Source organism: Bifidobacterium pluvialisilvae (assembly GCF_019331695.1).
In the GTDB taxonomy this organism is placed as follows: domain Bacteria; phylum Actinomycetota; class Actinomycetes; order Actinomycetales; family Bifidobacteriaceae; genus Galliscardovia; species Galliscardovia pluvialisilvae.
On record NZ_JAHBBI010000002.1, the window covers coordinates 1 to 25,081 of the forward strand.

Annotated in this window: 19 protein-coding genes and 1 tRNA gene; 12 read left to right on the forward strand and 8 right to left on the reverse strand. The window is 61.8% G+C overall.

Annotation, left to right across the window (positions count from 1 at the left end):
- Positions 1-401 precede the first annotated feature (401 nt).
- The 4 genes from KIH77_RS01510 (at position 402) to KIH77_RS01525 (ending at position 6,724) form a co-directional block, all read left to right on the forward strand.
- A complete protein-coding gene (locus KIH77_RS01510) occupies positions 402-1,352 on the forward strand; it encodes a TatD family hydrolase (protein ID WP_219099337.1) in 951 nt (316 codons plus the stop codon).
- 486 nt (positions 1,353-1,838) lie between these two features.
- Positions 1,839-4,460, forward strand: coding sequence for a KUP/HAK/KT family potassium transporter (locus KIH77_RS01515; RefSeq protein WP_219099554.1), 2,622 nt, complete (start codon positions 1,839-1,841; stop codon positions 4,458-4,460).
- Positions 4,461-4,527: 67 nt separating this feature from the next.
- Positions 4,528-5,382: a class II glutamine amidotransferase gene (locus KIH77_RS01520; protein ID WP_219099338.1), complete on the forward strand. Its 855-nt coding sequence runs from the start codon at positions 4,528-4,530 to the stop codon at positions 5,380-5,382.
- Positions 5,383-5,461: 79 nt separating this feature from the next.
- Entirely contained in the window at positions 5,462-6,724 is a 1,263-nt protein-coding gene (locus KIH77_RS01525; protein ID WP_219099339.1) for a glutamate-cysteine ligase family protein, read from the forward strand.
- Positions 6,725-6,811: 87 nt separating this feature from the next.
- Here the strand turns inward: KIH77_RS01525 and KIH77_RS01530 are convergent, their stop codons facing one another.
- The 3 genes from KIH77_RS01530 to KIH77_RS01540 all read right to left on the reverse strand — a co-directional run bounded on the left by KIH77_RS01530 (position 6,812) and on the right by KIH77_RS01540 (position 10,523).
- Positions 6,812-7,741, reverse strand: a complete 930-nt coding sequence (locus KIH77_RS01530) for a cation diffusion facilitator family transporter (RefSeq protein WP_219099340.1) — start codon at positions 7,739-7,741, stop codon at positions 6,812-6,814.
- A gap of 230 nt (positions 7,742-7,971) precedes the next feature.
- Complete coding sequence (locus tag KIH77_RS01535) at positions 7,972-9,252, reverse strand: ATP-binding cassette domain-containing protein (RefSeq protein ID WP_219099341.1); 1,281 nt, start codon at positions 9,250-9,252, stop codon at positions 7,972-7,974.
- Positions 9,249-10,523, reverse strand: coding sequence for an FtsX-like permease family protein (locus tag KIH77_RS01540; protein ID WP_219099342.1), 1,275 nt, complete (start codon positions 10,521-10,523; stop codon positions 9,249-9,251). Before KIH77_RS01540 ends, KIH77_RS01535 begins: the two co-directional genes overlap by 4 nt.
- A 341-nt stretch (positions 10,524-10,864) precedes the next feature.
- Between KIH77_RS01540 and KIH77_RS01545 the strand changes: the two genes are divergently transcribed.
- The 3 genes from KIH77_RS01545 (at position 10,865) to KIH77_RS01555 (ending at position 14,555) form a co-directional block, all read left to right on the forward strand.
- Entirely contained in the window at positions 10,865-11,554 is a 690-nt protein-coding gene (locus KIH77_RS01545; RefSeq protein ID WP_219099343.1) for an HD domain-containing protein, read from the forward strand.
- Between the two features lie 224 nt (positions 11,555-11,778).
- A complete protein-coding gene (locus KIH77_RS01550; RefSeq protein ID WP_219099344.1) occupies positions 11,779-13,926 on the forward strand; it encodes a DUF4012 domain-containing protein in 2,148 nt (715 codons plus the stop codon).
- Positions 13,927-14,003: 77 nt separating this feature from the next.
- Complete coding sequence (locus KIH77_RS01555) at positions 14,004-14,555, forward strand: type 1 glutamine amidotransferase domain-containing protein (protein ID WP_219099345.1); 552 nt, start codon at positions 14,004-14,006, stop codon at positions 14,553-14,555.
- Positions 14,556-14,754: 199 nt separating this feature from the next.
- Here KIH77_RS01555 and KIH77_RS01560 read toward each other — a convergent pair whose 3' ends face one another.
- Together KIH77_RS01560 and KIH77_RS01565 are read right to left on the reverse strand one after the other, a co-directional pair.
- Positions 14,755-15,813 (reverse strand): hypothetical protein, encoded by a 1,059-nt coding sequence (locus KIH77_RS01560; protein WP_219099346.1) that lies wholly within the window; start codon positions 15,811-15,813, stop codon positions 14,755-14,757.
- 342 nt (positions 15,814-16,155) lie between these two features.
- The gene (locus tag KIH77_RS01565) at positions 16,156-16,632 is read right to left on the reverse strand and encodes an RrF2 family transcriptional regulator (RefSeq protein ID WP_219099347.1); all 477 of its coding nucleotides are present in this window, start codon (positions 16,630-16,632) and stop codon (positions 16,156-16,158) included.
- A gap of 169 nt (positions 16,633-16,801) precedes the next feature.
- Between KIH77_RS01565 and KIH77_RS01570 the strand changes: the two genes are divergently transcribed.
- Positions 16,802-17,818, forward strand: coding sequence for an NADP-dependent oxidoreductase (locus KIH77_RS01570; protein WP_219099348.1), 1,017 nt, complete (start codon positions 16,802-16,804; stop codon positions 17,816-17,818).
- Between the two features lie 177 nt (positions 17,819-17,995).
- On the opposite strand, the gene KIH77_RS01575 is transcribed toward KIH77_RS01570, so the two are convergent.
- The 3 genes from KIH77_RS01575 to KIH77_RS01585 all read right to left on the reverse strand — a co-directional run bounded on the left by KIH77_RS01575 (position 17,996) and on the right by KIH77_RS01585 (position 20,147).
- Positions 17,996-18,358 carry a DUF488 domain-containing protein gene (locus tag KIH77_RS01575; protein WP_219099349.1) on the reverse strand — a complete coding sequence of 121 codons (363 nt, stop codon included), beginning with the start codon at positions 18,356-18,358 and terminating at the stop codon, positions 17,996-17,998.
- Positions 18,359-18,629: 271 nt separating this feature from the next.
- Positions 18,630-18,717 (reverse strand) — tRNA-Ser (locus KIH77_RS01580).
- Between the two features lie 281 nt (positions 18,718-18,998).
- The gene (locus KIH77_RS01585) at positions 18,999-20,147 is read right to left on the reverse strand and encodes a PfkB family carbohydrate kinase (protein WP_219099350.1); all 1,149 of its coding nucleotides are present in this window, start codon (positions 20,145-20,147) and stop codon (positions 18,999-19,001) included.
- A gap of 432 nt (positions 20,148-20,579) precedes the next feature.
- Between KIH77_RS01585 and KIH77_RS01590 the strand changes: the two genes are divergently transcribed.
- The 4 genes from KIH77_RS01590 to KIH77_RS01605 all read left to right on the forward strand — a co-directional run bounded on the left by KIH77_RS01590 (position 20,580) and on the right by KIH77_RS01605 (position 25,081).
- The gene (locus KIH77_RS01590; RefSeq protein WP_219099351.1) at positions 20,580-21,824 is read left to right on the forward strand and encodes a nucleotide sugar dehydrogenase; all 1,245 of its coding nucleotides are present in this window, start codon (positions 20,580-20,582) and stop codon (positions 21,822-21,824) included.
- 92 nt (positions 21,825-21,916) lie between these two features.
- Entirely contained in the window at positions 21,917-23,137 is a 1,221-nt protein-coding gene (locus tag KIH77_RS01595) for a LacI family DNA-binding transcriptional regulator (RefSeq protein WP_219099352.1), read from the forward strand.
- A 210-nt stretch (positions 23,138-23,347) separates the two neighbouring features.
- Positions 23,348-24,133 carry a glutamine amidotransferase gene (locus KIH77_RS01600; RefSeq protein ID WP_236024389.1) on the forward strand — a complete coding sequence of 262 codons (786 nt, stop codon included), beginning with the start codon at positions 23,348-23,350 and terminating at the stop codon, positions 24,131-24,133.
- A gap of 18 nt (positions 24,134-24,151) precedes the next feature.
- A complete protein-coding gene (locus tag KIH77_RS01605; RefSeq protein ID WP_219099353.1) occupies positions 24,152-25,081 on the forward strand; it encodes a proline iminopeptidase-family hydrolase in 930 nt (309 codons plus the stop codon).

The following is a 25,081-nucleotide window of genomic DNA, read 5'->3' on the forward strand; positions in this document are numbered from 1 at the left end:
ACAAGCCAACCCGAAAAGTCAAGCACCCCGCCGGATTAACACCCAAAACGTTAATCACACCCCGACACGCAAGACCGGAGAACACCTCACCACGGATTTAAGACCCACGTTTTGACCCTTAACCCGGTTTCGCATCGTTGTACCCAGAAACGGGTGGTTATATATAAATCGTCAGCAAGCAGTGAGGCTGACAGTCCCACGGATGATGCGACGAACTCGCATCATCCGGTAAGCGGAATATAACTTAACCCTTCTTCTCTCTTCCTTTCTCTGATGACCCGGTGGCCAATCCCCACCGGGTTTCTCATTTTCATGACTGGTACGTCACGCGGGACACGCCGCACTCGCACCCGCGTCCCTGCCGGCTTCCGCAATCGCCCCGCCGCGCCATACTGGTGCGTATGGCAAAGCATCACCGCAACCGCAGCTGGGCGCCCGCTCCGGAACCGCTCACCGAATGGACCATCGACAACCATACGCACGTCAAATCCGTCGTCCCGTTCTCCAGGGCGATGAGCCACGAGGCCGCGGCCAAGGGCCAGCCGCCCGTGCCCGTCTACTCCGAGGCCGAACTGCTCGATATGGCCGCTGCGGTAGGCGTCCGCCAGATCATCGACGTCGGCTGCGAGTACCCGAATCTCCGCGACGCCATCGATCTCGCCGAAGCGCACCCCAACCGGGTGCACGCCGCCATCGCCATCCACCCCAACGAATCCGTGCTCCACGGCCATCGCGGCGCCAAAGGCCCCGACGGCCTCGAACTCAAGTACCAGCCGTGGCACGACATCAGCTTCGACGACGCGCTCGCCGAGGTCCACCGTCTCGCCGTCGCCCATCCGGACATCGTCGTCGGCATCGGCGAGACCGGCCTTGACTTCTTCCGCACCGGCGACGCCGCCCGCGACTATCAGCGCGAGGCGTTCCGCGCCCACATCGCGCTCGCCAAGGAACTCGACCTGCCCATGCAGATTCACGACCGCGACGCCCATGCCGACTGCATCGACATCCTCCTCAGGGACGGCGCGCCCGACCGCACCGTGTTCCATTCGTTCTCCGGCGACGCGGCGATGGGTGAGATCGCCCGTGAGCAGGGCTGGTATCTGAGCTTCTCCGGCACTGTGAGCTATAAGGGCAACGACGGCATCCGCGCCGCGCTTGCGCTCACCCCGCGTGACCATATCCTCGTGGAGACCGACGCGCCGTATCTCACCGCCATGCCGTATCGCGGCCGTACGAACGCGCCGTATATGATTCCCTACACGCTTGTGGCCATGGCCGACGTGCTCGACATCCCCGTCAACGAGATGGCCGCCATCACCCGTGAGAACGCGCGCCGCGTCTACCGCATCTGAACATACGGCATGTGCCGGTTGCGCGCGTCGTCGTCCTTGTCCTTCCGCAACCGGCTTGTATAACCGTCTTTCGGAATCGTCTTTTGCAGCCATCTTTTGTAACCGGCTTTCATAAGCGTGCCATCCGTCCGTGGTCGGCCATGAAGCGACGGAACCGCGCCATCCGTCGTCATATTTCGGCTTGTTCCGGTTCGGAGGGCATTAGGAAAACGTTAGGAAAAAAACGAGCGTTTCCTAATGTTCACAACGATTTAGGTTTTTTGCCGTTTTTTGTTGCCGTCTGGATTTACTAATTCCTTACGGCGGTGGTAGCGTAAATTGGCGTTGAAAAACGTAAGGATGATGTGAATTCCTGATACTGACTGAAAGTGTTGGAGGTTCCAAGTGACGGAGGAAGCCAAATCCTCCCCGGCCAAGACCGCCTCGCCCAAGACCGGAAAGTCCGGTGCGGCGAAGACGAGCAAGAAGGCGCACAGTAAGGCGCCGATGACTGCCGAGGACACCGGGTCGCTGCTCCCCAAGGGCATTGTCAAACCGCCGAAGATATCACGGCACATCGTGACCGCCGAGGAGAGGGAGGAGGCCGCACGCGCCAAGCGTGAGGCCAGCAAGGCCGAGAAGAAGGCCGCGAAGACCCCGCATACGCCGATCGGGCGTTGGTGGCGGGGCGTGCAGAACGGACCGAACCGCATCCAGCTGGGCATGTGCATCGTCGCATTGGGCGTCGTGTACGGCGACATCGGCACATCGCCCCTGTACATGGCCCAATCATTCCTCGCCGGTCAGGGCGGCATCCAATACGCCGACCGCCAGTCCGTGCTCGGCATGCTGTCGCTGCTGTTCTGGTCCATCACGCTGATCACGACCGTCAAATACGTGTTCATCGCCATGCGCATCGACAACAAGGGCGAGGGCGGCATCTTCGCCCTGTTCTCCATGGTGCGGCGCTTCGGCAAATGGCTGGCCATCCCCGCCATGATCGGCGGCGCGGCGTTCCTCGCCGATTCCGTGCTCACACCGGCCGTCTCCATATCGTCCGCCGTCGAAGGCCTCAAGACCATTCCGCAGATCGAACCCGTATTCGATGGCAACGCGAACCTCACCCTGATGATCACCGTGGTCATCATCGTGGTGTTGTTCTGCATCCAGTCGCGCGGCACCGAACGCATCGGCAAGGTGTTCGGCATCGTCGTCATGATCTGGTTCTCGTTCCTCGCCGTCGTCGGCATCGTGAACATCGGCGCGGACTGGAGCATCTTCGAGGCGCTCAACCCGTGGTTCGGCATCCGGTTCCTGCTGTTCGACCCGGCCAACAAGGCCGGCCTCGCCATCATGGGCACCGTGTTCCTCGCCACCACCGGCGCCGAGGCCCTCTACTCCGACATGGGCCACGTCGGCCGCGGCAACATCTACGCCACATGGCCATTCATCAAGGTCGCCCTCGTGTTCAACTACTTCGGCCAGGGCGCGTGGATGCTGCGCAACCAGTCGAACACCGAACTCTATGACGTCAAAAGCCTCAACCCGTTCTTCCAGATGATGACGCCGAGCATCCGCTCCATCGCCGTCGTGCTGTCGGTTGCTGCGGGCGTCATCGCCTCGCAGGCGCTCATCACCGGCGCGTTCACCATGATCTCCGAGGCCACGAGCCTCAACTGGATGCCGCATCTGCAGGTGCGCTACCCGGCGCGTACCCGCGGCCAGCTGTACATCCCCACGGTGAACCTCGTGCTGTGCGTGGCCACGCTCACCGTACTCGCCATCTTCCGTGATTCCGAACGCATCACCGCCGCATACGGCCTTGCGCTCACCATCACGATGATCACCACCACGATCCTGCTCGCCGCCTACATCTGGTGCGCGTGGAAGCGCCGCGTGTTCGCCATCGTGTTCGCCATCATCTTCCTCGCCATCCAGATCCTGTTCTTCCTGGCGTCCATGTCGAAGTTCCTGCACGGCGGCTGGTTCACCATGCTGCTCACCCTGCTCATCCTCGGCGTCATGTACACGTGGGACCAGGGCACGAAGGTCGAACGCTCGCAGCGCCGCCACATGTGGCCCAAGGAGTTCCTGCCCGCCCTCGACGCGCTGCACCGCGACTTCAAGATTCCGTACTACGCCGACAACCTCGTCTATCTGACGTCCGACAACGAGCTGCGTCGTCTCGACACCGACATCTTCTACTCCATCTTCGCCAACCATCCGAAGCGCGCCCGCGCATGGTGGGCCGTGTCGGTGCAGGTGACCGACGACCCGTTCACGCGCGAATACTCCGTGGAGAACTTCGGCACGAGCTTCCTGTTCCGCGTGCGCATCCGCCTCGGCTTCAAGGTCTCACAGAACGTGGCCACATACCTGCATCAGATCATGCACGACCTCATCAAGGACGGCACGCTTCCCCGTCAGACCTCGATGTACCCGAAGGTCGACGCCGACCCCGAGATCGGCACGATCCAGTACGTGCTCGTCCACAAGGCGTTGATGCCGGAATCGAAGATCACATCGCGCGGCGCCACGTCGCTGCGCGTGAAGTACGCGATTCGTCACGTGGCCGGCAACCCGGTCAAATGGTTCGGCCTCACGGCGTACAACCCCGTCGTCGAGATTCAGCCGCTGTTCGTCTCCACGCACAAGGTGCCGGGACTCAAGCGTGTGGCGCTGCGCAAGCCGAAGCGGCCCGTCACGCTGCAGCAGATCCGCGCCGAACAGCGCGAGGAGATGGAGAACGCCCGCGCCGCCGCGCTCGCCGCCAAGGAAAGCGACGAATATCTGGAGAAGTCGGGCGAATCCACGACCGACCGCGATGCCGTCTCCGAGGCCGCGGTCCCGTCGAAGACCAGGACCAGGTCGTCCGCCACGGGCCGGTCCGCCGAGAAGGCCAAGTCTGCCGAGAAGACGACAACCGTCGAGAAGACCAAATCGACGGCCGCAAAGTCGACGACGGCAAAATCGACGTCCGCCAAATCCAAGACGGCGGCGACGGCCGCGTCATCCGACAAGCCGAAGCCATCCGGCAAACCGACGACATCCGACAAACCGGCGCCGCCGTCCAAACCCAAGCCTAGGGCCGTGCGGCGCGCCCCGGCATCCATCGACGCCATCGAATGAGCGATATAGACAACGGCTATAACGGGCATGGGCGATTTGCGTCGCCCAGCCTGTATCGTAGGTGATTATGTGCAGACTGTTGGGATATGCGACCTCGGGTGACAATCAGAGCCTCGACGACGTCTTGACGTCCTCGCAGCTCGAAACATTCCAGCAGATGGCGATCATCCATAACGACGGATGGGGCGCCGCGCTCGTCACCGACCCGCCCGAGCCGGCCGGCATCTACGACGGCGGCGCGCCCACGCCGTCATCCAACGTGAGCATCTACAAGTCCACGTCGTCGGCCTACGCCGACCCGGTGTTCCGTTCCATCGAATGCCAGGGAGCGCGCGGCGGCCTGTATCATCTTCGTCTGGCGTCGTCGAATCTGCCGCTCATCATGGAGAATCAGCAGCCGTTCTTCGCCGACGGCGTCTCGTTCATCCACAACGGCGACATCAGCGACCTCAATCAGCGCAACATCGTGCGTGCGCCCAGCAAGCCGGTCTCGGAGCTCGATATGCTCCGCACGGGCGGCAAAAGCGATTCGGCCGTGTATTTCGCGCTGGTGCTTTCGTACTATCACAAGGGTCTTGAACTGCATGACGCCGCGCGCGAGGCCATCGCCGACCTGCGTGGCCTGTGCCCGCGTTCCTCATACAACTGCATGATCCAGACCGGCGACACGTACATCTGCGTGCACGCGGTCGGCAGCCTCAAGCCCGAGAAGGAGATCGAGGAGCTGTACGCCCGCTATGGCCAGGCCGAGCACGCCGCCGACTACCGTCGCATCCGCTACCGCGAGCTTGCCGGCGGGGGAGTGGTGGCCGCCAGCTCCGGCTTCGAGCAGCGCGAGCGCGACGGCTGGAAGACCCTGCCGAACAACCATATGATCATCGCCTCCAACCGCACCGGCGAATACCGCATCGAGGAGCTGTGACCGCCGCTTACGCGTCCTATCGATTATTCGTATAGGCGTGTTCACGCGTCGGTGGATGATTTGCAGTACGCTCTACAGCATGACGATACGAGCCTTTGATTTCGCTCACCAGAGCACCACCGCCAATCCCAAGCATGTGGCGAGCCTGGTCAAGTTCTTTGAATCCGGCGTCAAGACCCCGGACCACTACGGATTCGGCGTGGAGATCGAGCATCTGCCCATCCGCAAGGACACCGGCAAAGCCGTCACCTACGCCGAACCGCACGGCATCCGCAACGTGCTGCAGGCGCTGACGCAGTATTACGACCCCTCGCGCGAATACTACGAGGACGGGCATCTGCTTGGTCTTGGCAAACCCGGCATCGCCGTCTCGCTCGAACCCGGCGGGCAGATCGAATGCTCCCTCGGCGTGCTCAAGCACGCCGACGACCTCGACGCCCTGTACACCGAATTCCGTCGCGACCTCGACCCCATCCTCGACAAGTTCGGCATCCGTCTCGTGAACTTCGGATACCAGCCGGATACGTCGTACAAGGAAATTGAAATCATCCCGAAGCATCGCTACTACGCGATGCAGAAGTATTTCGGCCGCATCGCGAGGTTCGGATTCTGCATGATGCGCGCCTCCGCGTCCACGCAGGTGAGCATCGACTACTTCAGCGAGCGAGATGCCATCGACAAGCTCCGCATCGGCACCGCCATCGGGCCGATTCTCGCGTGGTTCTTCCGCAATACGCCGAACTTCGAGAAGGAGACCAACCCGTATCCGCTGCTGCGTCAGGAGATGTGGGATTGGATCGACCCGCAGCGCACGGGCCAGCTGTGGGGACTCTACGACGACAACTACGACTGGGAGCATTACGCCGTCGACGTGCTGACGACCCCGGTGTTCATCGCCGACCTTTCGCATACGCCCGAATACACGGGCGACCGGCCGGTGTTCTCCGCGCCGTATGACGACGCCGCGACGATCTACCCCGACCGCGAGCTCAACCAGGCGGAGATCAACCACATCATCTCCACGCATTTCAACGACGTGCGTCTCAAGAACTTCGTGGAGCTGCGTTCGTGGGATTCGCTGCCGATCGCACGCGCCCAGCGGCTCACGGAGATCGTGTCGAACCTGTTCTACACGAGGAGCGAGTTCGAGGGACTGCTGTCGTATTTCGACGGGCTGACGAACCTCGACGTGCGTGAGGCCAAGGCGGACCTGCAGGCGCATGGCGCCGACGCGCATCCGTATGGGCAGAGCCTCGACTTCTGGCGTGAGTTCTTCCACGCCGAGGGCACGCTCGACAACGAGCCTGGCGACCCCCTGCGCCCCGACTTCTTCCAGGCGTAGATTCCAGGCGCAGACGACCGAACCGTGTGGCCGGCCCCTCGTGTGGCCGGCTCCTCTCACTTCCTCTTACGGTGGTCGGCCACGACGCTACTTGTGGAACACGCCGTCGCGGATGTTCGTATAGCCTTCCGGCTCGATCTGGAACGTGGAATGTTCCACGGAGACGGGGAAGTGATCGCGCACGCACGTCTGCAACGCGGTGAGGATGCTTTCGTAATCGTGCACGGTATCGGCGTCGACCACCACGTGGGCGCTGAGTGTTGGTAGTCCCGTGGCCACCATGTTGGCGTGCAGGTCGTGCACGCCGACCACATGCGTCACGTTCTCCAGATGCTCACGCACCTCGGTGAGGTCCAGCCCCTCCGGCGTCTCCTCGAGCAGCACACGCATGCTGGAGTGCAGGAGCTTGCCGGCGCGGGGGATCATCAGCACTGCGATGATGAGGCCGGCCACGGAATCGAAGTTCGTCCAGCCGGTGGTCATCACCAAGACCGCGGAAATCACCACGGCCACGGAACCGAGCGCGTCGTTGGCCACCTCGAGGAACGCCGCCTTCATGTTCATGTTCGCCGAACGGTCGGCCATGAGGATGGCAAGCGAGCCGAGGTTCGCCGCGAGACCGAGGATGCCGAAGAACAGCAGCAGCTTCGGCTCCTGCATCGCCTCGCCGCCGGTGAACAGCCGCTTGCACGCTTCGAAGAGGGCGTAGAGGCCCACCATCATCAGCGCGATCGCGCCGCCGGCAGCGGTGATGATTTCCAACCGCGCCCAACCCCACGTGCGCTCCGCATTGGGACGGCGCCGGATCAGCACCGCGGTGACGGCGGACGCGGTCAGCACCGAGATGTCGGTGAGCATATGTCCGGCGTCCACGAGCAGCGCCAGACTCCCCGTGAGCAGCGCGCCCACGACCTCGGCCACGAACACCGTGCCGGTCAACGCCAATGTGGCGAACAGACGCCGCGAATGCCGCGGATCGTTCATGTCGCCTTGTGAATGAGTATGATTATCGGTCATATCCACCTCCGTCTGTCATGCTGTGAATCGCTGTGACATAAGAGCCGGAGCATAATGGACCGCCGAAAGACTCCGAGGACCGCGTCACGGCTACCCTCTGGGCAGTCCACCATAACGCATGGTATGGAAAGGGCGCAACCCCGTCCATGACGGCGGTCGCGCCCCTTGCTGTCGTTCGTTCGCCGACGAGTCCCCGCAACGGTAACGGTGTCCGCCGGCTTCCCGAAGGCCTACAGACGGTACATGATATCCGCGGATTCCGCGGTCTCCTTGTCTTCGGTCACGAGGATCACGCAGTGGTCGTCGCGGCGTGTGAGCCGGCGCAGCAGCGTCATGATCTCCTGACGCGCCTCGTCGCCCAGCTGGCCGGTGGGGTCGTCGGCGAGGATCACGTTCGCCTCGCACACCAGCGCGCGGGCAATCGCCGCCTTGCGCTTCTCCACTTCCAGCAGGTCATGCACCGGCCTGTCGTTCTTCGCATCCGGGAAGCCGACGGCCTCCAGCTGCTCGGCCGCCAGAATCGGCTTGGCCTTGAGGAAGTTCCTGCCCGAGGCCTCCATCGTCAGCACAAGGTTCTGCACGGCGCTCAGGTCCTCGCGCAAGGCGTACCGCTGCGGAATCAATCCCATGAAATGGCCACGGTATTCCAGCGGCGTCAGCTCGTGCAGCTCCTGGCTCTTGAACATCACCTTGCCGTCGGTCGGCGCCATCAGGCCGGACAGCAGTCCGACTACCGCCACGCGTTCGGCCTCCGACTGCGCCCATACGGAATAGAAGCGCCGTGCATGGAACTCCATGTCGACATCGTGCAGCACGTCGCCGCCCTTGCGGTCCGGCGCATACGAGGCGTGCTTCAGCGCCAGCGCAGGATAACTGCGGAACTTGAACGCGTCATCCGTGTCGATTTCCCGGTCGATATGCGCTGCCGCGTGCTCCGCCTCCACGGGCTCGGGCCTGGATGCGGATGCGGACGAGGTCACGGTCGCGGTTGTGGCTACGGCCGCGGCGATGCCTTCGGCGGCGACCTGTGCCGCCACGGTCTCCACGTCGGCGTCATCGTTCCCGTCGGACGTCATATTTTCGCCCTCGGTCGCTGTGCCTTCGCCCTCGGGCTTCGTGCCATCATCCGATTCCTCGGTCGTATCGGCGTCCACGTCGGCATCCGTATCATTGTCGGCGTCGTCGTCGGCGTCTGTGACGACAGCGTTCCCGGCGGCGTCGTCATCGGCCTTATCGTCGGCTTCGTCGGTCGTCTCCGCCGTGGTGGCGTTGCCCGCATCGTCAATCGTCACGGTCTCGACCGCGTCATCGAAGACGATGTCGAACTTCGGGAAGGATTTCTCGGCCGCGCTTCCGGCCTCGGCCTGGGTATCGGTATCGGCCCTGCGCTCGCCGTTGCCCGCACCATTGGCCGCGTCGTCGGCGTTCTCCGTCACGGTCTTGTCGGCGTTCTCGACGAGCTCGTCGTCGATGCTGTCCTCGGTCATCTTCTCGGTGTTCCTGTCGCTCATCGTGCCTCCTGAATTCGGGATGCCAGAATGTCCTGCGGCTTGGCGATCGCCGCCCGCACCTCGCAGACGATGATCGTTGCCAGCAGCACGGCCAGCCCGGTCCAGACCATCGTCCAGATCGTGCCGCCGCCGATCGTGGCGTTCGCGTTCGCGGCCAGCATGTTGGAGATCGGTGCGCTCGAGAATGCGCCCGCCGTAGTGCCAACGATCCAGCCGAGCAGAATCGGCAGCATCGTCTCCAGCGAGAACTGCCATCCGATGCGGCCGCGCGTCACGCCGATCGACATGAGGAATCCGATGTCCTCCATACGACGCCGGATGGCCACGACGACCAGCAGCAGCGCCACAACGCCGCCCGCCACGTCAAGCACGACAAGAGCCACGCGGGTCTTGCCGGCCAGCGCCTTCAGCGGCGCGATCTTGGCGTTGTAGTCCTCGATGGTCGACGACGAGATGGTGAAGTACTTGCTCAATCCGGCCTTGCGCACGCCCTGCCGGAACGTGTCGTAGTCGGCCGCGCTCTTGAGGACCATCGTCACGTCGAGATCGTTCTCCGTGCTGCTGTCGCCCGTCGTGACGAGGCCCAGCGTGCTCGACGTGTAGGCGCTCGTGTAGATGGTGTTGTCCGGGTCGATGCCGGTCACGTCGGCGTTGACCTTCTCCTTGTTCTCGTAGATGCCGGCGATGGTCATCGACAACGTCTGCTTGGCGTCCTTCGGATTCGTCAGCTTGATGGTGTCGCCCACCTTGAGGTGGTTCTTCTCGGCGAGCGCCTTCGGCACGAGCAGCTTGCCCACGCCGTTCTCGTCGTAGGCGATGTCCTTGCCGTCCACGATGGTGAACGGGCCGTTGACGGGGTTCTTGGTGGCGGTGGCGTCGGAGAAGCCGGTCAATGCGATCGTGGCGCCGTCCCTCGTGGGTTTGATTCCCTCGGCCGTGACCTTCGCGGTTTCGGCGGAGTACGCCGTCGACAGTCCGACGCCCGACTTCTGCACGTAGTCGGAGTACTGGGTCCAGGAAAGATGGTATTTCGTCCAATCCACCTTGCTGGCGTCACCGCCGTATCTCGCAATGATGGCGGTGCGGTCGGCCCGGAAGTTCACCGCCGGTTCGAGCTTGTCGTAGGCGGTGGTGGTCGCGGTGGTGTTGGCGTCGAGGATCGCCGCCCCGACGACCGACCCGAACGATACGACGACCGCGGTGATGACCAGCAGCGTGGCGCACGCCTTGTGGCGCGTCACCCCGTTCCAGGCGTTCTTGAGAACGAACATGCGTACTTCTCCAGTTCCATTTCCATGCAAAGTGGACGGGGCCCGGCCGGCGGCCCCGCCGGGCGCGGCCTGGCCCCGTGTTTTTCACTATGGGCACAGTATGTGTGTGTTTTCTGTCCGATTTCTAGGCTACTCCTGTGAGAAAACTGAGAACTTGCACGGTCGGCATGGGGAAACCGCGAGTTGTGGGTGTTTGTTTGGCGGTTTGCGGAATCTGGCCGTTGCAATTGCAACGTTTCGGTTTTCGATACGCCCGTGCTTCGCAAAACAAACACCCACAACTCGGCTTTTCCCTGTTCTATGCTCCGAAAATCGGTCGGTCGCCGCCGTAAGATGGCGGTATGATTCCAAATTTCGATGAGATCGACGAACTCCACCGCAAGTACGCGCCCTCGCAGGAGGCGTACGAGCTGGTCTACCGCCACTGCATGATCGTGGCGGACATGACGCGCGAGATCTGCCGCTTCCGCAACCGGCTCTATGTCCAGGCCGACGTGCTGGGCAAGGACATGATCCTGCAGTACACGACCAAGGTCCCGAACCGTCTGCTCGACACCGACAAGGCCGTGGTCGGCGCGCTGCTGCACGACATCGGCACCTATTCGGTGATCGACAACGACGGCTCCAACGGCGAGCCGGTGAGTTTCGACCGCAATCGGTACATCCTGCACGGTCTGGCCGGCTACGACCTGCTCAAGGCTGAGGGCGTGGACGAGGAGATCGCCCAGTTCTGCCGTAACCACACGGGTGTGGGCATCACCAAGGAGATGGTCGAGAAGCAGCATCTGCCGCTGCCGGTGGCCGACTACGTGCCGAAGACCACCGAGCAGGAGATCGTGATGTACGCCGACAACTTCAACAGCAAGTCGGAGCCGCCGCGGTTCGTCACCGCCGCCAAGGCCCTCAAGCGCTGCGCCAAGTTCGGCAAGGACAACGAGCAGAAGATGCGCGACCTCATCGGCGTCTACGGCGAGCCGAAGGGCCTCAAGGAGATGGCCGAGCACTATCACATGGTGCTCATCGACGCGTAACCCGTCATATCAGGCACGGCGTCTCGATGACGATGACGCTTGGGGGCGCTGTGTCTGACCGGCATCGGGGGCCTACGAAATCCACGGTTCGCCTCGACCGTGGATTTCGTGAAAATGCCATCGTGCGGCGACGCATTAGCGGCAAATAAGGGTAACAAGGTATTATCAACGGTTGTAGTCGGCATCCATAGATGGCTTACATGGATTCAATGCGAGGTTAGTTTATGCGTCACACCCCACGTCACGTCAGCAGAAAAGGGCATTCCACGCTGACCAAGGTGCTCCGCCCCAAGCGCATTGCCATGGGCGTCGCCTTCGTGTTCCTGGGGTTGGTCATCGCGTTCACCGCGATCTTCGGCATCTCCGCCGTACGCATGTATTGGGAGGCCAACCGGTTCATCTCCGCCGGCGAGAACCTGGCCAACGCGGCGTTGGGCTGCGGCAGCAAGAAAAGCCTCTCCGATTCCGCCGACGAACTGGTCGATTCCTCGCGCAAGCTGAACGACGAGCTGAACAAGCCGCAGTGGACGTGGGTGCGCGACCATACCGCCTACGGCAACGACATCGTGGCCGCGCGCACGATGCTGCAGTCGGTGAACAATCTCGTCGAAGGGCCGTTCACCGATATGGTGAACCTGTCGAAGGACCTTTCCGGCTTCTCCATGAAGGACAAGACCGTCGACCTGAGCGCATTGTCCAGCATGCCGAAGATCGTGCACCAGGCGCGTACCGACATCCAACGCGAAAGCAAGACCCTCAAGGCGCTGAAGAAGCCGAAGATCCATCAGGTCGCCTCGGCCGTGGACGCCGGCGCCAATGGTCTCGAGGCCGTGGACAAGATGCTCGACAGCTACGACGAGCTGGTGAACCTCTTCCCCGAGCTGCTCGGTGAGAACGGGGAGCGGACGTACTTGCTCACCGTGCAGAACCCCGCAGAACTACGTTCGGCCGGCGGCATGGTCGGCAATTACGCAGTCGTCACGGCGAATAAGGGCGTCGTCGACATCGGCGATTTCAAGACCACGCTCGGTTTCAAGAACCCCACCAAGGCATTCGACGATGCGGGCGAGGAGGAAGCGCGTCTCTACGGCATGCAGGTATGGAATTGGCCGCAGACCACCACCGTGAACCCCGACTATCAGCGCGCGGCGGTGAACTTCAAGAACCTGTGGCAGTACCAGGACGCCAAGAACAAGAAGCGCGAGGTCGCCGGTGTGATCACGGTCGATCCCGTATTCCTTCAGGCCATGGTCGGTGCCACGGGCAATGTCACACTCGAGGATGGCACGGTGCTCAACGGCACGAATACGGTGAAGTTCTTCGAACGCGACCTCTACGTCGATCATCCGAATTTCAGCGAGCAGAACGAATACACCAGCAAGGCCGCCAAACTGGTGATGAACCATATTCTCAAGAACGCCAAGCCGTCGAATCTTTCGGCGTTGCTGAAGGCATTGAAGGACACGACCTCGTCGTCGCATCTGAAAATATGGATGCAGCAGCAAAGCGAATTCGACGCATTGGTGCAGACGGGTCTGATCAACGAGAACGCGGCCGGCGAACTGCCGGGCGATGCGACGACGCCGGTCAGCGGCGTGTATCTCAACGAGACCCAGCCCAGCAAGCTCGACTGGTACATGCAGAGCGAGGTCAAGGTCACGCGGTCATGCGACGGCACCGTCGCGGCGATGAAGGACCGCATCTCCGACAAGGTCAGTTTCGCGCCCCGTTCCACCGTCGTCGACGATGTGGACGAAAGCCAGCTTGGCGACGAATACACGGTCGAGTTCACCATGAAGAACACGTTGACCAAGAAGCAGGTGAGCCAGCTTCCCAGTTTCGTGGTCGGCACGACCGATCCCGGCACGATGAGCTATCGCATGTTCTTCATGGCCCCTACGAACGGGGAGATTACATCCATCGCTTACAACAAGGGTGATTTCGTCGCCAACATGGTGTTGAACAAGCGTCATTTCGTTGCCGTCAAGATTCCGGTCGAGCCGGAGAGCTCGGTAACGGTGGCGTATACGGTGCGTGTACCCAAGACCGCGAAGTCCGCGTTGAACGTCGTCAACACTCCTCTGCTCAACGAAACGGGTATCCAGACAGGTTCCAATGGCGCCGTGGTGGATAATTGCGCGGCCTCCTCTTCGAATGGGCAGCAGTCGCAGGCTCCGTCGCAGTCGGCTTCCGCCACGCCGAGCCAGTCGTCGTCGGCGTCGCCGAAGTCGTCCGATTCCGCGTCGAAGTCCTCGACGTCCAAGTCTTCGCCGACGACGTCAAGCGGCAGTAGTGATGATCCGCTGTCGTCCCTTAAGGACATGAAGAGCAGGTTCTCCTGCCCGGTCGATATCAAATCGATGATGGGATAGCCCGATGATGGGATAATGGGAAGAGGAATTCGTCATTGTGAATTCCCCAATTCCCTACCATCACAAAGGAGCAGGCCATGTCGATTGCCGCCGCGAAGGTACTGATCATCACCCAGAACTGGGGCATCGAGGAGACGGAGATGACGCGGCCGCTGCGCGAACTGCGCGAGGCCGGCGCCGCCGTGACGCTCGCCGCACTGACCGCCGACCCCGTGGAGACCGTGCAGCACGACCGTTTCGAGGGCGAGACCGTGACGCCGGACACCACGTATGATGCGGTGTCGGCTGATGACTACGATCTGCTGGTCGTGCCCGGCGGCACCACGAACGTGGACCGTCTGCGCGTGAATCCGGCCGCGATCGCATTGGCGAAGGATTTCGCGGCGGCGGGCAAGCCGATTGCCGCGATCTGCCACGGACCGTGGCTGCTGGTGAACGCCGGACTGCTGCCCGGCAAGACGCTCACCAGCTGCCGCTACATCGCCGCCGACATCGAGAACGCCGGCGGCAGCCATGTCGATGAGCAGGTGCATGTGGATGACGCCAACGGCTGGCGTCTCATCACGTCGCGTAAGCCCGACGACCTCGATGCGTTCATCGGTGCCATCAAGGAGACGCTGGGGGAGTAGCGTCCCGGGCGTTCGCGACGGACAGGAACCGAACCGAATCCCCGGTTCCTGTCGGTTGTTGTAGTTGCAACGAATGGGAATCGTGCTGACTGTACGGTTCCCATCCGTTGCTGTATTGACGACGAATAGGAACCAAACGGCTTCCGTGGTTCCTGTCCGTTGTGATTTGGGCGTCGGACAGGAACCGGGGCAGCCTTCCCTACCGCTTCCAGCCGGGGCGACCGTTGCGTACGGCCCGAGTGCAGATGGTCGAACCGCCGACTGGCTTGAGTCCGGCGGCGATGCTGCTGTCAGTTGATGCGTCCGTGCCCGCCAGCTGCCCTTCGGTGCGCATCTCCAGCCGCAGCGCCGCATCGGCCAGACGCGCCAGGTCGGAGCCGAGCCACCAGCTGATGAGGATGAGCACGTGGCCGGCCATGCCGCGCGTGAAGCCGGCATCGGCGAGCGCCTTGTCCGGCAGCCGGTTGACGATGCCGGTCAGCAGCGCACGCATGGCGCGGATTCGTGCGATATCGGGGCGAATCCGAACGCCGGCGATGAGGTCCACGGCGGTTTCAAGCAGTTCGGCGAGCTGCCCGGCATCATCGGTGCCGCCGTAGTCGAGATCCTCCACGACGTAACGCATCCGGCGGTCATGGTCGGTCTTGCCGGCATCGGGCGTCACCCGTTCCGCCTCGTCGATGATGAGCGCGGCGATGAGCGCCAATCCGGCGGGGGAGGCGATGGCATCGATGAGCAGCTGCATGTCGCGGCCGATCCTGCCGCCGAACACGGCGTCGGTGTTGCTGTCGTCGATGACGTTCTGCATCAGCCGCCGGTAGGCGCGCAATACGTCGTATCGTGCGTCGACGGAGGCGGCGAGCTGCGGCATCCGCAGTGTGGCGTGCACCTGATGCGGTGCGAAACGGTTCGCCTGACGGTTGAGATGCAGCCGCAGCCGCATGGCCTGATGGACGGTGTCACCGGTCAATGCGAACGGCGGCAGTTCCACGCGACGGTTCGCGAACGTGGCCACGGTCGCGGTGTCGTAGTCGCCCAATCCGCGGATGCGGCCACTGCGGCCGGGCTCGGGGTACTCCCAGCGGGAACGGACGACGCCATTCATATCGACATATGTTTTCAGGTATTCGGTGCGTTCGTCAGTGATGACGAGACCCGCGCCGGTATCGGTCGCGTCGGCGGTGCGGGAACTGGCCCGCAGCAGTTCGGAGAGAGAGGAGAGATTGATATCGGTTCGTCGGATATCATTCATCGGCATGAATGCGATACTCCATTCGTTCGTTGTCGGTTATTACTGCTCCAGATGCCGCGGAATGAGTGTGGATACACTACTCCCTAGGTATCTGGTAACCGGAGAACAAACGAATGTTCGTGGCGAAATTTATCGCATGAGTCCAGAAGATACCACAACTGTGATGGAAGACGCGCCGAAATGCAAAAAAGGTCCCAGCTGAAGCTGGGACCGTAGTGGCGGAGGATGAGGAATTCACAACTTCGGGGCGGTGAACTGCCGAAATTGCAACGAAAATCGGCGTACCGTCCAGCCGTCTTACTTGTTAATTTGTCACTGTGTTTGACATGCCGCGACGGGGCACTGGGCTCAATCCTGATGTCTGTCGGTCGGTTTATTGGCGTCCGAATCCTGTCCGTTGATTCGGGAGTGGTAGTCGTCGATGAGTTCCGCCAGTGTGATGGTGGACATGGCCTTGGCGGCGGCCTGCTCGACTTTCTCGTAGGAAGGGGTGAGCACGGCTTGGATATTCTTTGCGACGGGGCAGGATTGGCCTTTGTAGGCGTGCATGCCAATCATGGTGGACAATCCGTTGGGTTCTACTGCGTTCTGGATGTCCAGCAGAGTCACGTCCTTGGGGTCGCGGATCAGGCGGGCGCCGACATTGCCTCGTTGGACATCGATGATGCCTGCCTTCTTGAGTGCGGTGAACAATGCCCGGATGCTCGCCGGATTGCAGCCGGTGCTTTCCGACAGTAGCGCGCTGGTGACGCGGTTGCCGGCGCCGGCCTCGTTCATGAAGATGAGGCAATGCACCGCCACCGAGCATTTCATGCTGATGTGCATGTGTTCCTCCCTGTTTCTCTTGTTCCGTCGGCGAGGTCCTATCGGTTGACGATATCCGGTCGTTGCGATATGTTCTAATGTAATTCTAAATATTACATTAATGGTCGGCAGGTTCGGAAAGACGAAGTGCCGGCAAAACACCGACAGTCGAGAAGGAAGGTGCGGCGATATGCGGGCGGCGCAGATTGGTCATTACGAGAAGGACACGACGACGGCGATCTCCGAAGTTGAGGTCCATGAGACTCCTTTGCCGGAGGCCGGGACTGGCGACGTGCTGGTCCGTGTGAAGGCAGCGGCCGTCAATCCTTTGGAGATTCTGACCATCACCGGCGGCGTCAAGCTGATACAGGACTATCCCATGCCGGTCACGCTCGGCAACGAGTTGGCGGGCGTCGTGGAACAGGTCGGCAGCGGCGTCTCCGGTTTCGAACCCGGCGATCGCGTATACGCCCGCACGCCGATTGACCGGCCGGGCGCGCTCGCCGAATACGCGGCGGTGCCGGCCGACGCGCTCGCCCCCATGCCCGAGGGATACGACTTCGCCGAAGCCGCCACCATCCCGCTTACCGGGCTGACCGCCTGGCAGGCATTCATCGAGATTCTCGCCGTCAAACCGGGGCAAAGCGTCCTCATTCCCGGCGGCTCCGGCAGCTTTGGGCGCATGGCCGTGCCGATTGCCAAGGAGCTGGGGCTCGAGGTCGTCGTGACGGGCGGCGAGCGGGCCCGCGAGGAGATTCTTGCCCTCGGTGCCGACCGATACCTCGACTACCGCAAGGAGGACTACTGGCGGTCCGACATCATGGTTGACTACGTCATCGACGCGCTGGGACCCGGCGAGTTCGACCGCGAACTGTCTGTGATTAAGCCGGGCGGCGCGCTGCTGAGCCTTCGTGGCGTGCCCAACAAGGCGTTCGCCAAACGCATGCGTCTGCCGTTCCTCAAACGCGCGCTGTTCTCACTGGCTGGGTCGAAGTTCGATGGAAAAGCCCGTTCGGAGGCCAAGCGGTACGACTTCATCTTCGTGCATGCCGATGGCGAGCAGCTGCGCCGCGTCACCGATATCGTCAAGCGCCGTGAGGTGAAACCCTCCGTCGACCCGCATGAATTCGGGCTTGATGATATTCGAGAGGCCCTGAAGCTCGTGGCCGACGGTCATCCGTCAGGCAAGGTCGTCGTCCGATTCTGAATAGGAGAGCCTGTCTGTCGGCCGCCATCGTCACCGGTGCGCGATCTGGCGGCGTACGTCGCCGGCAGGCATCCGTGCGTCTGCTGTCCATCGCATTACGCCGGAAGTTCAGAAGTCGCAGCGTTCATGTTGCTTCCCTGAATCATCCGGTGTGATGATGCTGGCTGGTTGTCGCCGTCACCGGCAGTTCGCAATGCCGGCCATGTAGTCGCGCAGGACGACCGCATGATTAATCAGTGGATTTTTGGCTGCGTATAGGAGCGTGACGGTCTCATGGGTCAGGATGATGTCGAGCAAGGATGCAACCGCTTCTGCATTGGCGTCCAATTCCTCCCGATACCGCTGGGAGAACTCCGAGAAACGTGCCGGGTCGTGCCCGAACCATGTGCGAAGTTCGGACGATGGCGCGATGTCCTTCATCCACAGGTCAAGGGCGGCTCGCTGCCTGCTCATGCCACGCGGCCACAGGCGGTCCACCAGAATCCTGTAGCCGTCGTCGGGTTCCGGCTCGTCATAGATGCGTTTCACCTTGATGTTCATGCCTACCATCATCCGGGCGTGAGGCGAGTGAGTCAATACTTTGAGGGTTTCGCCCGCGGTCACGGACAGTGGGTGATGGCGTGAGTGCGTCCAGTGGCTCGAAAAACGCTCACGTAGACGCTCACGTATTGCGCGTGAAACACGGTCGTGCACGGCTTGTCGACGGAATCATGGCACCGCCCGCCCAACAGCCGGAAAACACCGGAATTCCGCCGTTTCAGCGGCTTTTTGACAATGAAAAAGGGTTTCCGGAAATCTCCGGAAACCCTACTGGCGGAGGATACGAGATTCGAACTCGTGAGGGCTTGCACCCAACACGCTTTCCAAGCGTGCGCCATAGACCACTAGGCGAATCCTCCACTGCGCAAAACTCATCACAAGTGATGAATTCAGGCAACTCGAATAGAATAGCATGAGGTTTGGGAAATGCCAATGCGGCGTGTTGTCGGCGTGTCGTGTGCAGTGGCCGGTTCACTCTTTTCATGGGGGCGCAAAGAGTGAACCGGAGTTTGCGCGAACGAACGCAGAATCAGCGGGACCCGCACACCTTGCGGACTTGTGTGCTCGATATTGTGCGTTTGCGATTCACTCTTTGGACCGGCCGAAAAAGAGTGAATCGCGCAATAACGCCGTCCGCCCGCTACCGCAGTTCCCGGTTCGCCAGCGAAAGTGCCTCCTCATAGTTCGGGCATTCCGGTTCGCCGCCGAGGTTCCCGTCGGCCCGTTCCACGGCCAGAGCCGACGCCGCATTGGCCACGCGCACCGCCTCCGTCAGCGAGGCCCCGCGCGCCAGCATCGCGCACAACGCGCCCGTGTGGCAGCTGCCCGCCGATTGCATGTGCACGGCCTTCACCGCATGCCCCGGGATGTGCACGGCGCCGTCGCCGTCCGGTTCCCACAGCCATGCGCCGGTCGACCCCGTGCGTACGATCAGCGGCGCCTTGAGGATCTCTCCCACCATCTCGCACAGTTCCGGCATCGCGGCGTCCGTGTTGCCGTTCACCGTGATCGGCTCCGGCTCGGTGATCGGCGCTCCCAGACGGTGCGCGATGATGCGCGCCTCCTGCTTGTTGCACGACCAGATCGGCCGATCCAGCACCAGCGTCTCCAACAGCGACTCGTTCACATGCTGCATCAGCGCGCCGGTGGGGTTGAACACCATCTGATAGCGCCGATGCCCGTTGGTCGCCACGCCGTCACCGACCACGCCGTCACCGACCGCACTGCCGCCGCCGTCATCGCCGCCGTCTCTCATGAGACCCAGCGCCCCGGCCGGATAGTCGTTCCAATGCTCGTCCTCGCGCCGCAGGAATGCGTACACGGCGCTCGCCGTGCGGTTCGTCAGCGTGTTGCCGCTGATGTGCACCACGTCATGCGACCGCGGCCGTATCATGTCGAACGCGTCGGGATTGCCGTGCGCTTCCGCGCCGAACGTGGCGATCAGCGTCTTGCGCCGTCCGCCGTCGCTGAGCAGCACGCGGAATCCGGAGTCCTCGTCGAGCCGGTCCAGTCCCGTATGTGTGATGCCTTCGGTCGCCATCGCCTTGCGGATGATCGACCCCCATACGCCGTTGCCTACGATGCCCGCATGCTCGGCCGCCGCGCCCATGCGGCTCGCGGCCTTGAGCAGTGCGAATCCTCCGCCCACGTCGAGATTATGGTGTTCCGAGAGCGCGTACCCGCCGGGGTGGGGGATGGCGTTCACCCCCATGTTGATGGTGACGAAGATCTCGCTCAATGAGATTACCGAACCGGTTGCCGGGTTCGGTTGCGTGATGGTGTACGACATGATTCCTCCTTTGGATCGTCAGGCTCGGGTGGCTGGTGCTGCGGTCGTCGTTCCTTTCGTCGTGGTCTTGGGGTCCGTCGATGCCATGACCGGTCGCATTCGAATCCCCTCCCGCATGTTCGCCGTTCGGATATTCCCCGCCGCGCATCGTTGCGCCGCTTGGAATACCCCGCGTTCGGCGGCGTCATGCCGCCGAAAACCCATGCGATTGGGGGAGAGAAGACAACCTCTATGGCGTGTTCTGTGATTTCCTTCGCCTGTTTCGATTCTATCGTCGGCACCCCCGAAGTCAATCAACATCAAGGACGATTGTGGCGGATTGCCGGTTCGGCGGAAAATATCGGACCACACGGTCTGCGACGCTACTATCATGGCAACCGTGGGGTTTCGCCAAGGTGCGGGGCCGAAAGTGTGTCAAGAAAGGTATTTGCAATGAAGATTGCCGTTGCCGGAACCGGCTATGTCGGCCTGTCCGTGGCGCTGCTGCTGTCGCAGCACAATGAGGTGCATGCGCTCGATATCGTCCCCGAGAAGGTCGAGCTGCTCAATAATGGCAAGAGCCCGATCGTCGACAAGGAGATCACGGAGTTCCTGGACGGCAACACCTCGGGCGAACGTCCGCTGAACTTCACCGCCACGTTGGACGCCAAGCAGGCGTATACGGGCGCCGAGTTCGCCGTCGTGGCCACGCCGACGAACTACGATCCGCACAAGAACTATTTCGACACGTCCAGCGTCGAGGCCGCGATCGCCGCGATTCGCGAGGTCGATCCGACGGCCTGGATCGTCATCAAGTCCACGATTCCGGTCGGCTACACGCAGCAGCTGCGTGAGAAGCTCGGCGACAAGCGCATCCTGTTCTCCCCGGAGTTCCTGCGCGAGGGCCATGCCCTGTACGACAACCTGCACCCGTCGCGCATCGTCGCCGGCGCCCCGCAGGACGACCCGGAGGCCGTGGAGGCCGCGAAGACCTTCGTGAACCTGCTTGCCCACGGCGCCGCCGAAGGCGAGACCGAGCGCACCAACCCGGACGGCTCGAAGGGCATCCCGCAGCTCGTGGTCGGCACCACCGAGGCCGAGGCCATCAAGCTGTTCGCCAACACGTATCTGGCGCTGCGCGTCGCCTACTTCAACGAGCTCGACACCTACGCCGAGAGCCGCGGCCTTTCCACCCGCGAGATCATCGACGGCGTCTGCCTCGACCCGCGCATCCGCAACGACTACAACAACCCGAGCTTCGGCTACGGCGGCTACTGCCTGCCGAAGGACACCAAGCAGCTGCTCGCCAACTACTCCGACGTGCCGCAGAACCTCATCGGCGCCATCGTGGATGCGAACCGCACTCGCAAGGACTTCATCGCCACCGAGATCGAGGAGCGCGTCAAGGGCGTGAAGAAGCCGGTCGTCGGCGTCTACCGTCTGACCATGAAGTCCGGTTCCGACAACTTCCGCCAGTCCGCCATCCAGGGCGTGATGAAGCGCATCAAGTCCCGTGGCATCGAAGTCGTCGTCTACGAGCCCACGCTTGATGACCCCGACTTCTTCGGCAGCGAGGTCACGCACGATCTCGAATCCTTCAAGCAGCGCGCCGACGTGATCGTCGCCAACCGTTGGAATGCCGACCTCGCCGACGTCGAGGACAAGGTCTACACCCGCGACCTCTTCAAGCGCGACTAGTCCGACTGATTCGGCCCCAGTTGGGGCCGAATGGTCCATATATCCGGAACATATCCGGAATCTATCCACGGCTCCCCTCATGATTGCGATGATTGCGGGGAGCCATTTTTATTTTTGCGTTGCGATTCATCAGATTTTGCATCGCGGTCCAGCGCAACGATAGCGGTTCCCTGATGGTGGCGAAGGCGTCGCCGTCTCGTGTCATGAGTCTTGGCGTATTCTGTATATCGGATTGCATGGCGTTGCGCAATGCCATGAGCCTTGGAAGCAGACCAAAAGAAAACGACGAGCGAGGTTATACGGTGGCGTCTCTTACTCAGGTTGCGAAGAAGGCGGGGGTCTCCCCCTCGACTGTCTCCCGATATGTCAAGGGGCATCTGAGCATCAGGAACGAGACCGCCGCGAAGATTCAGCGTGCCGCGCAGTCGTTGGGATATGATTTGTCATCACGGGTTCCGGAGACCGACACCATCGCGCTCATCGTCCCCGAGCTCACCAATCCGTTCTATTCCGCGCTGAGCGCCGCATTGGCGAACAGCGCGCAGGCTGCGGGACGCATTCTGGAGGTCATGGTGTCAGGCCGGCAGGCAAGCCATGAGCTCAAACTGGTGGAGCATGTAGTGGATTCCGGCAGATTCGATGGGCTCATCTACGCCGGTATGCATCGCACCAATCGTGCGCTGAATCATCTCGCCTCGAGTCCGACGAAACTTGTCCTGCTTGATGAGGATGTGACCATACCGGCGTTGTCCCATCCAAATACGGTGACGGTCGATAATTTCGCCGGTGCGTATCAGGCCACGTCTTATCTGATTTCGTTGGGTCACCGACGCATTGCCCATATCTCCGGTCCGGCCATGCTGAGCACGGCATCCGAACGTCTGCGCGGGTATAGGGCCGCGTTGGAGAACGCCGGTATCGAATTCGATTCCTCGCTGCTGTATTCGGGTCCCTATACCGAGGAATACGGCGCCAGCGTCTTTCCGTATCTGCTGCAGCATGACGACCGACCGACCGCCGTGTTCGCCGGGTCGGACATCGTGGCGATTGGCGTGCTGTCGGTGTGCAAGCAGTATGGCATCCGTATTCCGGAGGACTTGTCGATTATCGGATGCGATGGCATCGCCATCGGCCAATGGCTGCGTCCGAGCCTGACGACGTTGGTGCAGCCGATTGAGGATATGGCGGATTGTGCGATCGGCTTGTTGACGCAGGGGGATGTCGGCATCGGATCCTCGGCGTCGAAGGGTGCGAACATCAAATTGCCGCTGTCGTTGACCATCCGTGAATCCGCTGCGGCCCTGCGTGGATGATTCATCGGGGCCGATGGCGGTCCGTGAGAGGCGGTGCCGGCTGGAGCGGCTGTCGTGATTGTTGTCGCTTGATGGTATGGCGGCCTTGCCATGCTCTGACATACGTGCCTTTCCTTGTTATGGATGAAACGTTGCGCAATGAAATTCCGTAACGGAAAACAATGTTACGTGCGTGTTGCGTTAGATTGTGGGTAGACTTCATAGTAATTGATGCGCACCGTAGCGCAACAATTGATGAAGGAGGATGTCATGGCAAACGTACTATTGGCCGGGGAATCGTGGGTGAGCGACGTGGTCGACCACAAGGGGTTCGATCATTTCCCTCATACGCAGGTGCATATTGGTTGCGCAAAACTGCTGGAAGCGTTGCGCAACGCTGGTCATAATGTCACACACATGCGATCGCATGATGTGTCGACTGATTTCCCATACACCATCGATGAGCTTGATGCCTACGATGTGCTGATCTTGTCCGACGTCGGAGCCAACACGTTGCTGCTTTCACCGGAGGTGTTCGAGGAAGGACACCGCATGCCCAACCGTCTCAAGCTGATTCGCGACTGGGTTCGTGGCGGAGGCGGTCTTCTCATGGCCGGCGGCTATCTCTCGTTCCAAGGATTCCAAGGCATGGCCAACTATGCCGGAACGCCCGTCGAGGAAGCGCTTCCGGTGCGAATCGCGCATTGGGACGATCGCGTGGAGGCGCCGGAAGGCGTCAACCCCGAACTCACCGACGTCGTGCATCCGATCACCGAGGGATTGGACCGGCAATGGCCTTTCGTATTGGGATATCAAAAGTTGGAGGCCGACGACGATGCCCAGGTTCTAGCCAGTGTCGAAGAAGACCCGATGCTGGTGACCAAGACGTTCGGCAAGGGCAGGTCCGTGGCCTTCGCATCCGACATCTCCCCGCATTGGGCGCCGGAGGAGTTCATGAACTGGCCGGGCTACCAGCGCCTGTTCGATGGCATCGTTTCATGGCTGGCGCAGGAATAGACGGCGGAATCGAGGCTCATGATGCTATCGAATGCGTATACGCAGGCCGGATACCATGCCGGCGAATTCATCCATGACGGATACCGCACCTGGTACCGCGTGACTCCGGGCGCTGCGGGCCTGTCTTGCGGCAAAGCTCCGCTCGTCGTATTGCACGGCGGTCCCGGCGCGGGCCACGACTATCTTCTGCCCTATGCCGGTCTTGCCGCTTCCGGTCGAACGATTATTCATTACGATCAGGTCGGATGCGCGCGTTCCTCGCACTTCCCTCGCAGAGGGGAGGAGTTCTTCACCGTCGATCTGTTCGCCGATCAACTGCAGGCGCTGATTGAACATCTCGGATTGCGTGAATACCATGTGCTCGGGCACTCATGGGGCGGTATGCTCGCCGTCGAACACGCCTTGAGGAACGGCATCGGCCACGGATTGCGCTCGCTTGTCATCGCCAGTGCCCCGGCGTCGATTCCCCTGTGGTCGCACACCGCCAGGAAACTGTGGGAATTGCAAAGCCCGGAGCAGCAGGAGGCATTGCGCGAAGCCGACCGTACCGGGGACTTCACGGCCCCGGCATTCATCGAGGCCAAGGACGAGTATTATCGCCGCCATCTTGGGGATTTCTCGCCGAAACCGGAATGCCTGGCCGTCTCGGACGCTGAATCCGAAAACGACGGCCACACCTACGATGTGATGTGGGGGCCATATGAGTTCATGCCCACCGGGTCGTTGCACGATTGGGACCGCAGCGACGACGCCGCACGCATCACTGTCCCAACGTTGATTATCGCCGGCGAACACGATCAGGTCGACGCCGAAACCGTCGCGCCATTCATCAACGGCATCCCCGACGTCGAACAATGCTGGATCCCCGATGCCTCGCACGTGCCCCACCTCGAGAATCCCGAACCCACGCTTCGAGCCGTCTCCCAATTCCTCTCCCGCAACGATTGA